The following is an 11856-nucleotide window of genomic DNA, read 5'->3' as shown; positions in this document are numbered from 1 at the left end:
ATCAATTCTTGTTTACAAATAAAGTGCGGTGAAAAAATGGTCTGTTTTATGCCTGTTCAATTTTTTCTTTGTAATGACGACGGCATACGGAAACATAATGATTATTGCCACCGATTTGAATTTGTGCGCCATCTTTGACCACTTCACCCTGATCATTCAAACGTAATACGAAATTGGCTTTGCGTCCACAATGGCAGATGGTTTTTAATTCTTCTAGCTGATCAGCCCAAGCAAGTAAATATTTACTGCCCTCAAAGAGTTCCGCTTGAAAGTCGGTGCGTAATCCATAACATAAAACGGGTATATGTAATTTATCTACCACATCGCTTAGTTGATAAACTTGCGCTTTGGTAAGGAATTGTGCTTCGTCCACCAAAATACAATGCAGACTTTCTTGTTCAAGGTGCAGGGCAATGTCGGCAAAAAGATCCGTTTCTTTATGAAACAATTTCGCTTGCTGGCTAATCCCAATACGAGAGGTTACCTTGCCCACCCCAAAGCGATCATCAATGGCAGCGGTGTAAACCAGCGTATTCATTTGCCGTTCACGGTAGTTGTAATCTGATTGTAGCAGGGTCGTGGATTTGCCCGCATTCATCGTAGAATAATAAAAATAAAGTTTAGCCATAATAAAGTGCGGTTATTTTGTTAGCCATTTCCAAATAAAGTAAAATACCAGCCCCGTCAATGGTGGGAGCGTGGCAAGCATAAAAATGCCAACAGTAGTGCCTTGTCCTACCCATTGTCCTGCAAGGGTAAGTAGATCCATCACCTGTGCAGTCGGTAATTTGATCAAGACAACAGCGATAGCAAGAAGCATAAGCACGCAACCGATGCCAGCGGCACGCATTACGTTAGATTGGTGAGATTGCATAAATTATCCTTATTTAATTTCGTTCAATTCGGTCATCGCCCAACGTGGTTTCACTTCAATTTCTAATGGTGAATGCTCACCGTGTTTCAGGCGTAAAAATCCTGTATAGGCAATCATTGCCCCGTTATCCGTACAAAATTGCGGTTGTGGGTAAAAAACTTCCCCCCCCAACTGTGCCATTAATTCTGCCAAGGCTTGGCGTAATTGTTGATTAGCACTCACCCCACCTGCAATAACCAAGCGTTTAAAGCCCGTTTCTTTCAAGGCTCTGCGGCATTTAATCACTAAGGTTTCTACCACCGCCTGTTGGAACGCATAAGCAATATCTGCTTTGCTTTGCTCGGTGAGTGTTCCTTCTTCTTTAATGGTTTGATTGATGGTATTTGCCGCAAAGGTTTTTAAGCCAGAAAAACTAAAATCAAGGCCGGGGCGATCTGTCATTGGACGTGGAAAAGTAAAGCGATTAGGCGTGCCTTTTTCCGCTAAGCGTGCCAATGCTGCCCCACCGGGGTAGTCTAAGCCGAGCAGTTTCGCCGTTTTATCAAAGGCTTCGCCTGCAGCATCATCAATACTTTCGCCAAGCACTTCATATTGTCCTACGCGATCAACCCGTACAAGCTGAGTATGACCGCCTGATACCAATAGAGCAACGAAAGGAAAGTGCGGTGCATTTTCTTCTAACATTGGGGCGAGTAAATGCCCTTCCATATGATGAATCCCAATGGCTGGCACATTCCACGCATAAGCCAAAGCACGCGCAATGGTTGAGCCAACCAATAATGCGCCCACCAGTCCGGGGCCGCAAGTATAAGCAATACCATCAATATCACTGGCGGTTAGATTTGCTTGTGCTAATGCAGCTTGAATTAACGGAGCGGTTTTACGGATATGGTCGCGTGATGCTAATTCAGGTACAACTCCACCATAATCGGCGTGCAAGGCAATTTGGGTGTAAAGTTGGTTGGCGATAAGTCCATTATTTTCATCATAAATCGCCACACCTGTTTCATCACAAGATGTTTCAATGCCTAAAATTCGCATTTTTTCTCTCTTTGATATAGGAAAAATTGAGGTGATTTTACCCTGTTTATTGTCTTTTCACCAGTTGGCGATCATTTTTCCTTTTAGCGAAAAGCAGAATTTCAACAAAAATTGGATCTTTTCTTTGCTTTTGCGCTTAATTTGAATTAGAATTGCGACCCTTATTAGTTTAAATAAGCCGTTTATCAAAACGGTCTAAATTTTGCAAAATATTAATCCATATTGAGGTGATGGCTTATGCCGGTAATTAAAGTTCGTGAAAATGAATCATTTGACGTAGCATTACGTCGTTTCAAACGCTCTTGCGAAAAGGCAGGAATCTTAGCGGAAGTTCGTAGCCGTGAATTTTACGAAAAACCAACAACAATTCGTAAACGTGAAAACGCAACTCGTGCTAAACGCCACGCAAAACGCGTTGCTCGTGAGAATGCACGTAATGTACGTTTATACTAATTAAAAATTTTTTAATTAAACTCGAGTTAAGCAGGCCGTGAAACCTTTTGGAATCACGGTTTTGTTGTTTTTAGCTCTGTCATTTCTTATTATCTTAGGTATGTCTTTCTAAATCTACATTGATTGAAATGAGAGGAAATTATTGTGGCAGGCCATATTCCACGTTCATTTATTGATGATCTTCTTGCCAGAACAGATATTGTCGAATTAATTAATTCACGGGTTAAGCTGAAAAAAGCAGGGCGTGAATTTCAGGCTTGTTGTCCTTTTCATCACGAGAAAACGCCTTCCTTTACCGTAAGCCCTAAAAAGCAGTTTTACCATTGTTTTGGCTGCCACGCACACGGTAATGCGATTAATTTTTTAATGGAATATGATAAGCTCGAATTCATCGAGGCAGTAGAAGAACTTGCCAATCATTTAGGGCTGGAAATTCCTTATGAAAACTCACCGCACTTTGATAACAAAGGCAAACCCCAAGCGAGTTATCGCACTAAGAAAGATCTTTACCAGCTAATGCAAGAAATTGCAGTATTTTATCATCAGCAACTTGCGCATCATATTCCTGCGCAATCTTATGTGCAAAAACGTGGTTTATCTGCTGAGGTGATTGAACGTTTTCAAATCGGTTTTTCGCCGAATCAGTTTAATGCGGTGCTTAAACAGTTTGGAGGCAATCAAGACGCTCGCCAAAAATTGTTTGATGTGGGAATGTTATCGCGCAACGAAAAGCAAGATGTTTATGATCGTTTTCGTAATCGCATTATGTTTCCTATCCGTGATCGTCGCGGGCGAACCATCGCGTTTGGTGGACGTGTGTTGGGGGATGAAAAACCAAAATATTTGAACTCCCCAGAAAGTATGACTTACCACAAAGGCAACGAGCTTTATGGCTTATTTGAAGCATTACAAGTTAATGATAGTCCTGAAATGTTGCTGGTGGTAGAAGGTTATATGGATGTGGTGGCGCTTGCCCAATTTGGGGTAGATTATGCTGTTGCGTCTTTAGGCACAGCGACAACGCCTGAGCAAATTCAGCTCGCATTTCGTTCTAGTGAACAGATTATTTGTTGTTACGATGCTGATCGTGCCGGGCGTGATGCAGCGTGGCGAGCGTTAGAAAATGCGTTGCCTTTTTTAGAAGATGGACGGCAAATTAAGTTTATTTTCTTACCTGATGGCGAAGATCCTGATACCTTCATTCGTCAATATGGTAAAGAAGAGTTTGAGGATTATATTCGTCAAGCACAGCCTCTGAGTGATTTTTTATTTGCCACACTGAGTTCACAGGTGGATTTTTCAAGTAAAGAAGGCAAGGGAAAACTGGCTGCGCTTGCGGTACCATTGATTAACCGAATTCCGGGGGAATTGCTACGTTTATCTCTGCGTAAGCTTTTGGCGCAAAAATTGGGGATCTTTAATGAAACGCAGATTGAGCATTTAATCCCCGCACAAAAAGAAAATACCTCATCAACGCCGAAGCAAAATGTGGTAAAACGCACACCAATGCGTGTGCTGATTGCTTTACTATTACAAAATCCTGAGTTGATCCACATTGTGCCAGAGAATTTAAGTGCCTTGTCGGTACTCAATGAGGCAGGGCTAGATTTGTTTGAAAAAATCACCGCACTTTGTCGTGAACGAGTGGGGATGACGACGGCACAAATTTTAGAACATTACCGTGATACTGAGCATTTTCGCCCCCTTGAAATTCTGGCTGTGTGGGATCATTTAGTCGATGAGGATAAAATCGAAGACACATTTCGTGAAACCTTGCGTTCTTTTTATTTGCAACTGATGGAGAAAAATATCGAAATGCTTATCGCGAAAGCACGCACAGAAGGCTTAAATGAACAAGAACGGCACACACTCGCACAATTATTATTGAAAAAACAGCAAAATAAATAGTTAATCCAACATAACGGTGATAAAATCGGAAGCATTTTATCTCCCACAATTACACATCGAGGCGGATATATAATATGGATATGGAACAAAATCCACAATCTCAATTGAAACTGTTAATCGCACAAGGGAAAGAGCAAGGTTATCTTACTTATGCTGAAGTAAACGACCATTTGCCAGAAGAGCTTGTAGATGCAGATCAAATTGAAGACATCATTCAAATGATTAACGATATGGGTATTCAAGTGCTAGAAACTGCACCGGATGCCGATGATTTGATGTTGAATGAAAATATCACTGATGAAGATGCGGTAGAAGAAGCCACCCAAGTATTATCTAGCGTGGAAGCGGAATTAGGGCGAACCACTGATCCCGTGCGTATGTATATGCGTGAAATGGGGAGTGTGGAGCTTTTAACCCGCGAAGGCGAAATTGACATCGCGAAACGTATCGAAGAAGGGATCAATGAAGTACAAACTGCCGTAGCAGCTTATCCCGAAGCCTTGAGCGATCTTTTACATCAATACGCTTTGGTGGAAGAGGGGGGAATGCGTTTAGCTGATCTCATCACAGGTTTTGTTGATCCAAATGCCGTCGTGGAAGAAGCTGTATCAGATGAACACGAAATGCTTTCTGACGAAGAAGATGAGGAAAGCGTTTCAACAGAATCAATTGAAGATGATGAAAACGAAGAGGAAGAAAGTGATGAAAGTAATTCTTCCGATGACAGTGATTCTGATAACAGTATTGACCCGGAAGTGGCGCGTGAAAAATTTGCAGAACTACAGGCACAACACAAAAAAACCTTAGAAACGATTGCAAAACACGGTCGCCATAAAAAACAAGCAAGAGATCAAATTCAAATTTTGGCAGAGATCTTTACGCAATTCCGTTTAGTGCCAAAACAATTTGATACGTTGGTGTTATCTATGCGTAATATGATGAAACGCGTGCGTCAGCAGGAACGTCATATTCAAAAAATGGCGGTGGATAACGCGAAAATGCCAAAAGGCACATTCCAAAAAGAATTTATTGGACACGAAACCAAAGATGCGTGGCTAGAAAAAGCCCTGAATGCTGGGAAAAATTGGTCTGAAAAATTAGCGCAGTATGAAGAACCTATCCGTCAGGCAATTGCCCAATTAGGACAGATTGAACAAGATACAGGCTTAACAATTAGCCAAATTCGCGATATTTGCGATGCGGTTTCCCAAGGTGAATTAAAAGCACGCCGAGCGAAAAAGGAAATGGTTGAGGCTAATTTGCGTTTGGTCATTTCTATTGCGAAAAAATACACCAACCGTGGTTTACAATTCTTGGATCTGATTCAAGAGGGGAATATAGGTTTGATGAAAGCGGTGGATAAATTTGAGTATCGCCGTGGCTATAAATTCTCAACTTATGCAACTTGGTGGATTCGTCAGGCAATTACACGTTCAATCGCAGATCAAGCAAGAACCATTCGTATCCCAGTTCATATGATCGAAACGATCAATAAATTGAATCGTATTTCGCGCCAAATGTTGCAAGAAATGGGGCGTGAGGCTTCACCAGAAGAATTGGCAGAAAGAATGGGAATGCCAGAAGATAAAATTCGCAAAGTGCTAAAAATCGCCAAAGAACCGATCTCAATGGAAACCCCAATTGGTGATGACGATGATTCACACTTAGGTGATTTTATTGAAGACAGCACCTTAGAATTGCCACTTGATTCCGCAACGGCACAAAGCCTTAAAGCCGCTACGCACGAAGTGTTAGAAGGTTTAACACCGAGAGAAGCGAAAGTGCTAAGAATGCGTTTTGGTATTGATATGAACACGGATCACACCTTAGAGGAAGTGGGAAAACAATTTGATGTAACCCGTGAACGTATCCGTCAAATTGAGGCGAAAGCGTTACGCAAACTACGTCATCCAAGCCGTTCAGAAACTTTGCGTAGTTTCTTGGATGAGTAAGGAGAATTTATCTTTAGTAAAGCCTGATGTATTATCAGGCTTTTTTGTTCAAATTTAAACCGCATAATTGGTGAATGATAGACTTTACTAGGAGATTTCATTATAATCAGCAAACTCTCACCGCCCCCATAGCTCAGTCGGTTAGAGCAGTCGACTCATAATCGATTGGTCACAGGTTCAAGTCCTGTTGGGGGCACCACTTCAATCATTGAATATCGTTCATTCTGCTTCAGATTACTTCATAATCCTTTATATTGATTTCCCGGATTTGCCAATAAATTCTTTATCATACATTTTACACTCTGACGAAAAAAAATCTAAGTGCGGTCAAATTTTTGGAAATTTTCTAATAACTTACCGCACTTAAAAATTAAGTAATAAAAAACCTCTATCTTCAATATAGAGGTTTTCTCATCATCTTCTATTGCGCATTGATTAAGCTTTTGGCTTATTTAATTCAACGTCTTTTGGTTTTTCGACATCACTGAATTTTTTATCTTTATTTGCTTGAATCAAGGTTTCCGTTTGTTTTGCCAAATCAGGAAGGTTCATTTTTTCATAGGCTTCCTTCATTAATGGCAACGCCTCAAGGGTGGCTTGGGTGTCAGGGTATTGTTGTAACATTCCGACTACGCGGTTAGCAACGGCAACATAGGCATTGCGTTTCATATAGAATTTAGCAATGGCAAGTTCGTGGCGAGCTAAGGCAGCTTTAATATAAGCCATTCTTGCTAAGGCATCTTGTGCATAAGTGCTATTAGGAAAATGATCCACAAGGGTTTGGAAGTTTGCAAATGCCGCTTTCATTGCGGTATTTTCACGGGTAGCACGATCAACCCCAAAGAAATCTTGGAAGAAGTTTTCGCCTGAAGCAAAATTGGTTAGCCCTGCCATATAGATCACATAATCTACATTTGGGCTATTTGGATATTGCTGTAAAAAACGTTCTGCTGCGACCAAGGTTTTGGTGTAATCTTGCGATTTATAATAAGCATAAATTAAATCTAACTGTGTTTGCTCACTGTAATTTGCCGCAGGGAAACGGTTTTTGACTGCTTCTAAATAGCGTACCGCTTGGGAATAGTCCCCGTCTTGCAAATAGGTTTGCCCTTTCGCATAAAGTTCTTGTTCAGTGCCTTGCTCTATTTCTTTTGATGAATTAGAACAAGCACTTACGGCAAGTGCCGTTAATGCAACGAATGTAAAAGACGTTAATTTACGCATTGATGAATCCTTTTTTTACGAGCAATAATAAATAAGTTACAATAATCCGTATTTTATAGCACCTTGCTAAATAAGCAAATTATTCACGGATTTTTATTTATGGCACACATTACTTTAGAAGCAGACGTTCAGCCAAATCAAATGGGACAACGTTTAGACCAAAGTTTAGCGGAAATGTTCCCTGACTATTCTCGTTCACGGTTAAAAACTTGGATCGAAAGCGATCTGGTGAAAGTAAATGACGAAGTGGTCAATGTGCCACGCAGTAAAGTGTATGGTGGCGAACACATTTCTATTACCGTAGAAGTCGAAGATGAAACCCGCTTTGAGCCAGAAGCTATTCCGTTAAATATAGTGTATGAAGATGATGATATTTTGGTCATTAATAAACCGAAAGATTTGGTTGTACACCCCGGGGCGGGCAACCCTAACGGAACGGTTTTAAATGCGTTACTTTATCATTATCCTGCCATTGCAGAAGTACCGCGCGCGGGGATCGTTCATCGTTTAGATAAAGATACAACGGGGCTAATGGTGGTGGCGAAAACCATTCCAGCTCAAACCAAATTGGTGCGTGATCTACAAAAACGCAAAATTACCCGTGAATATGAAGCCATTGCTTATGGAGTGATGACCCAAGGGGGGACAGTCGATGAACCGATGGCGCGCCACCCGACCAAGCGTACTCATATGGCGGTTCACCCAATGGGCAAGCCTGCGGTAACGCACTATCGCATTATGGAACGTTTCCGCAATTACACACGCTTGCGTTTACGCCTTGAAACAGGACGAACACACCAAATTCGTGTGCATATGGCGCATATCGCCCACCCATTACTAGGCGATCAAACCTATGGTGGGCGTCCACGTCCGCCTAAAAATGCCAGTGAAGAATTCTTAGCAACCTTGCGTGATTTTAAACGTCAAGCCTTACACGCCATAATGTTACGTTTAGCTCATCCGATTACGGGGGAAATAATGGAATGGTATGCCCCATTGCCAGAAGATTTTGTTGGCTTAGTGAATGCGTTAAAAACAGATTACCTTATTCATAAAGAGGAATTGGATTACTAAAATGGATGCACTTATCCCTAATTGGCAAACATCAGCAAATATCCACGCATTGACCACCTTACGCCAAGGCGGGGTGAGCCAAGCCCCTTATGATAGTTTTAATCTCGGCGATCACGTCGGTGATGATAAAAGTGCGGTAAAAAATAACCGCACTTTATTGGTGGAACGTTTTCATTTACCGCAGTTTCCACTTTTCCTAAATCAAACTCACAGCACTAGGGTGATTCGCTTACCTTACGAGGGCAATAATTTAGATGCTGATGCGGTTTACACTAATCAACCGAACCAAGTTTGCCTTGTAATGACCGCAGATTGCCTGCCTGTCTTGTTTACGAATCAACAAGGTAATGAAGTCGCGGCGGCGCACGCTGGTTGGCGTGGTTTATGTGATGGCGTGTTAGAACAAACGGTACAACAATTCCAAGCTCAACCACAAGAAATTATCGCTTGGTTAGGGCCAGCAATAGGGCCTCAATCTTTCCAAGTGGGTGAAGAAGTGCGACAACAATTTATCGCACGAGATCCCAATGCGGCGCAAGCCTTTGTGTCAGATCCCAACGAGCAAGGCAAATATCTTGCTGATCTTTATCAGATCGCGCACTTACGCCTTAACAAGCTAGGTATTTCGCAGATTAGTGGGGGCGAACATTGCACTTATCTTGAAAAAGACAACTTTTTCTCTTACCGCCGAGATCAACAAACGGGGCGAATGGCCTCATTAATTTGGTTTGAATAGATAAATTGGGCGTAATGCCCAATTTTTTATGAGAGACGATAAGGTAATTCAACGAGATTTAATAAGGTTTCTGAACCTGAAAGGCGAAATTTCGTGCCTGCCTCAAACTGATTATTCATTACCACCTGCAACCATAAAATGCCCTCAAAATGCACTGTGCTGAGAATAACGCCCGTTTTACGCCAGCCATTTTCCAATTCCATTTCAATTTCTGAGCCAAGCTGAACGGGATCATCAGTTTGTGTGTTCAATAGGAACATTGCACGTTTGTTAATGCCACGATATTTTGCTCGTGCCACGGTTTCCTGCCCGATATAACAACCTTTTTGGAACGAAATCGCCTGCTCAATACATTGTAAATTTAACGCTTGTGGAATAAATTCATTTTGGCTTTCAGGTGATAAAATAGGGTAGCCTGCTTGCATTTCAGCCAGCTCCCATTGGGCTATTGAACCAGTAAAATCAATCTGTTGTATGTGCTTATTTAATAATATGGCTCGTTCAGATTGCCCTATTTCCACGCAAAAATCCGCAGAAATTGCACCGCACTTTGCTTTATCCAGCACACCAATAATTTGCCAATCTTGTTCACTAAACACCACTTTGGAAAAGATCGCATATTTTTTCAGATTATCCAATGCGGAAGGTAATAAGCTGTGGCGAACAATCAGGTAAAACTGTTCGGCATTTTCGCGCAACAGACGAAAAATACTGCTCATTTTGCCTTTAGGATCACAATGCGCAGTCAGCGTGGATTGTCCATCAGCCAGTCCGTTTACATCGCAAGTGAGCTGACCTTGCAGAAATTTTTCTGCTTCCAAGCCTTGTACGGAAATAACACGATATTGTAAAAGATTGATGATTGCCATAATTATTCCAAATTCTGAATTTGTTCACGCATTTGCTCAATAAGCACTTTTAATTCCACCGCTGAATTGGTGATTTCGGCGTTGATGGATTTTGAAGCGAGCGTGTTGCTTTCACGATTGAGTTCTTGCATCATAAAATCGAGCTTACGTCCTACCGCCCCGCCTTTTTGTAAAATACGCTGCGTTTCTTTCACGTGTAGCTGTAAACGATCTAACTCTTCTGCCACATCAATACGTTGTGCCAACAGCACCATTTCTTGTTCTAGGCGTTGTGGATCGGCTTGTAATTGTAATTCCTCAAAACGCTGCTGCAAACGCTCACGTTGCCATTGCAAAATCGCCGGCATTTTTGACCGCACTTTATCGCTTTCACTCGCGATTGCAGTTAAACGTTGTTGAATTAATTCATTTAATTTCGCCCCTTCACGTCCTCGCATCGCAATAAATTCTTCTAAGGCGAGATCAAACCCTGCGAGCAACCCTTGGCCAATGCGATCCAAATCTTGCTCTGGGGTTTCCACGACACCGGGATAGCGTAAAACATCGGTGAGATTGATTTCCCCCTCACCGGCTTGTTGTTTAATCCATTGTAACGATTCAATCACTTGCAATGCGAATGGCTGGTTTAAAGTAAGGCTAGCATTGGCTTGTGGCGTGCTTTCAAAACGCAGGCTACACTCCACCTTACCACGGGTTAAACGTTGGCGTAATTTTTCTCGCAAGGTGTTTTCTAAGCCACGAAATGGTTCTGGTAAGCGGAAGAAGGTTTCCAAATAACGCTGATTAACGGAACGAATTTCCCAAACTGCACTGCCCCAATCTTGCTTGATCTCATAACGGGCAAAAGCCGTCATACTATAAATCATAATAAATCCTTAATGTGCGCTAAAAATTGCCGTCTATTCTACCGTTAAATTTCTCATCTGTCAGTTTGCGTGTTAGAATGAGCGCCATTTTATGAATGAGTAAGGAATTTCCAATGCGTCCGAATGATCGTCCATTAAATCAACCACGTCCAATTAAAATCACCCGTCATTTCACGAAATATGCTGAAGGTTCTGTGCTGGTAGAATTTGGGGAAACCAAAGTGCTTTGCACAGCAACCGTGGAAGATTCTGTTCCTCGTTTTTTAAAAGGGCAGAATCAAGGTTGGGTTACCGCAGAATATGGTATGTTGCCACGATCCACGCATAGCCGTATGCAACGTGAGGCAGCAAAAGGCAAACAAGGTGGACGCACGATGGAAATTCAGCGTTTAATTGCCCGTTCTTTACGTGCAATGGTGGATCTCAATGCGCTTGGTGAGCGTTCAATCACACTTGATTGTGATGTGATTCAAGCTGATGGTGGTACGCGTACGGCGTCGATTACAGGGGCTTGCGTTGCTTTAATTGATGCCATCAATGGTTTACTGGAAAAAGGCGTACTGAAAACCAACCCAATTAAAGGCCTTGTCGCCGCTATCTCGGTTGGGATTGTGGAAGGTGAAGCGGTGTGCGATTTGGAATATGTGGAAGACAGTAACGCAGAAACCGATATGAATGTGGTGATGACTGACGATGGGAGAATGATCGAAGTGCAAGGCACCGCAGAGGGAGAACCCTTTTCTCACCAAGAATTATTAACCCTATTAGATCTTGCTAAACAAGGCTGTGAAGTGATTTTCAACGCCCAACGCGAGGCATTACAACATTCTTAATTCATCGCCTTAATCATAAGGGAGTG

Annotated in this window: 12 protein-coding genes and 1 tRNA gene; 7 read left to right on the top strand and 6 right to left on the bottom strand. The window is 42.0% G+C overall.

Going from position 1 to position 11856, the window contains the following annotated elements; genetic code table 11:
• Positions 1-46 precede the first annotated feature (46 nt).
• Genes L4F91_RS10350 through tsaD form a run of 3 tightly spaced genes read right to left on the bottom strand, consistent with a single transcriptional unit; the run spans position 47 to position 1915 of the window.
• Positions 47-628 (bottom strand): thymidine kinase, encoded by a 582-nt coding sequence (locus L4F91_RS10350; protein WP_250363935.1) that lies wholly within the window; start codon positions 626-628, stop codon positions 47-49.
• Positions 629-640: 12 nt separating this feature from the next.
• Positions 641-874, bottom strand: a complete 234-nt coding sequence (locus L4F91_RS10345) for a hypothetical protein (RefSeq protein ID WP_395896336.1) — start codon at positions 872-874, stop codon at positions 641-643.
• Positions 875-883: 9 nt separating this feature from the next.
• Positions 884-1915: a tRNA (adenosine(37)-N6)-threonylcarbamoyltransferase complex transferase subunit TsaD gene (gene tsaD / locus L4F91_RS10340; protein ID WP_265762395.1), complete on the bottom strand. Its 1032-nt coding sequence runs from the start codon at positions 1913-1915 to the stop codon at positions 884-886.
• A 237-nt stretch (positions 1916-2152) separates the two neighbouring features.
• Between tsaD and rpsU the strand changes: the two genes are divergently transcribed.
• The 4 genes from rpsU to L4F91_RS10320 all read left to right on the top strand — a co-directional run bounded on the left by rpsU (position 2153) and on the right by L4F91_RS10320 (position 6427).
• The gene (gene rpsU, locus L4F91_RS10335; RefSeq protein WP_017805200.1) at positions 2153-2368 is read left to right on the top strand and encodes a 30S ribosomal protein S21; all 216 of its coding nucleotides are present in this window, start codon (positions 2153-2155) and stop codon (positions 2366-2368) included.
• A 144-nt stretch (positions 2369-2512) separates the two neighbouring features.
• The gene (dnaG, locus tag L4F91_RS10330) at positions 2513-4276 is read left to right on the top strand and encodes a DNA primase (protein ID WP_395896333.1); all 1764 of its coding nucleotides are present in this window, start codon (positions 2513-2515) and stop codon (positions 4274-4276) included.
• Positions 4277-4356: 80 nt separating this feature from the next.
• Positions 4357-6228 carry an RNA polymerase sigma factor RpoD gene (gene rpoD / locus L4F91_RS10325; protein WP_250351634.1) on the top strand — a complete coding sequence of 624 codons (1872 nt, stop codon included), beginning with the start codon at positions 4357-4359 and terminating at the stop codon, positions 6226-6228.
• 122 nt (positions 6229-6350) lie between these two features.
• Positions 6351-6427: transfer RNA gene (locus L4F91_RS10320), tRNA-Ile, on the top strand.
• Positions 6428-6663: 236 nt separating this feature from the next.
• Here the strand turns inward: L4F91_RS10320 and L4F91_RS10315 are convergent.
• The gene (locus L4F91_RS10315; protein ID WP_250351422.1) at positions 6664-7452 is read right to left on the bottom strand and encodes an outer membrane protein assembly factor BamD; all 789 of its coding nucleotides are present in this window, start codon (positions 7450-7452) and stop codon (positions 6664-6666) included.
• 99 nt (positions 7453-7551) lie between these two features.
• On the opposite strand from L4F91_RS10315, the gene rluD reads away from it, so the two are divergent.
• Positions 7552-8526 (top strand): 23S rRNA pseudouridine(1911/1915/1917) synthase RluD, encoded by a 975-nt coding sequence (gene rluD, locus L4F91_RS10310; protein WP_265778552.1) that lies wholly within the window; start codon positions 7552-7554, stop codon positions 8524-8526.
• A gap of 1 nt (position 8527) precedes the next feature.
• The gene (gene pgeF, locus L4F91_RS10305) at positions 8528-9262 is read left to right on the top strand and encodes a peptidoglycan editing factor PgeF (protein WP_395896331.1); all 735 of its coding nucleotides are present in this window, start codon (positions 8528-8530) and stop codon (positions 9260-9262) included.
• Between the two features lie 26 nt (positions 9263-9288).
• Here the strand turns inward: pgeF and L4F91_RS10300 are convergent, their stop codons facing one another.
• Both L4F91_RS10300 and L4F91_RS10295 read right to left on the bottom strand, forming a co-directional pair.
• Entirely contained in the window at positions 9289-10134 is an 846-nt protein-coding gene (locus tag L4F91_RS10300) for a YgfZ/GcvT domain-containing protein (protein WP_395897889.1), read from the bottom strand.
• Positions 10134-10997, bottom strand: coding sequence for a YicC/YloC family endoribonuclease (locus L4F91_RS10295; protein ID WP_265778550.1), 864 nt, complete (start codon positions 10995-10997; stop codon positions 10134-10136). The genes L4F91_RS10300 and L4F91_RS10295 overlap by 1 nt, the downstream gene beginning before the upstream one ends.
• 113 nt (positions 10998-11110) lie before the next feature.
• On the opposite strand from L4F91_RS10295, the gene rph reads away from it, so the two are divergent.
• Positions 11111-11830 (top strand): ribonuclease PH, encoded by a 720-nt coding sequence (gene rph / locus L4F91_RS10290; RefSeq protein WP_250351426.1) that lies wholly within the window; start codon positions 11111-11113, stop codon positions 11828-11830.
• The last annotated feature ends 26 nt before the right edge of the window (positions 11831-11856 follow it).

This window comes from Avibacterium sp. 20-126, assembly GCF_044358625.1.
GTDB lineage: Bacteria > Pseudomonadota > Gammaproteobacteria > Enterobacterales > Pasteurellaceae > Avibacterium.
This window is presented reverse-complemented; position numbering and strand designations above follow the sequence as displayed.

What these genes read in the sequence shown, in the direction of transcription:
- L4F91_RS10350 (WP_250363935.1), bottom strand. Translation starts at nt 628, where the DNA reads ATGGCTAAACTTTATTTTTATTATTCTACGATGAATGCGGGCAAATCC.
- L4F91_RS10345 (WP_395896336.1), bottom strand. Translation starts at nt 874, where the DNA reads ATGCAATCTCACCAATCTAACGTAATGCGTGCCGCTGGCATCGGTTGC.
- tsaD (WP_265762395.1), bottom strand. Translation starts at nt 1,915, where the DNA reads ATGCGAATTTTAGGCATTGAAACATCTTGTGATGAAACAGGTGTGGCG.
- rpsU (WP_017805200.1), top strand. Translation starts at nt 2,153, where the DNA reads ATGCCGGTAATTAAAGTTCGTGAAAATGAATCATTTGACGTAGCATTA.
- rpoD (WP_250351634.1), top strand. Translation starts at nt 4,357, where the DNA reads ATGGAACAAAATCCACAATCTCAATTGAAACTGTTAATCGCACAAGGG.
- L4F91_RS10315 (WP_250351422.1), bottom strand. Translation starts at nt 7,452, where the DNA reads ATGCGTAAATTAACGTCTTTTACATTCGTTGCATTAACGGCACTTGCC.
- rluD (WP_265778552.1), top strand. Translation starts at nt 7,552, where the DNA reads ATGGCACACATTACTTTAGAAGCAGACGTTCAGCCAAATCAAATGGGA.
- pgeF (WP_395896331.1), top strand. Translation starts at nt 8,528, where the DNA reads ATGGATGCACTTATCCCTAATTGGCAAACATCAGCAAATATCCACGCA.
- L4F91_RS10295 (WP_265778550.1), bottom strand. Translation starts at nt 10,997, where the DNA reads ATGATTTATAGTATGACGGCTTTTGCCCGTTATGAGATCAAGCAAGAT.
- rph (WP_250351426.1), top strand. Translation starts at nt 11,111, where the DNA reads ATGCGTCCGAATGATCGTCCATTAAATCAACCACGTCCAATTAAAATC.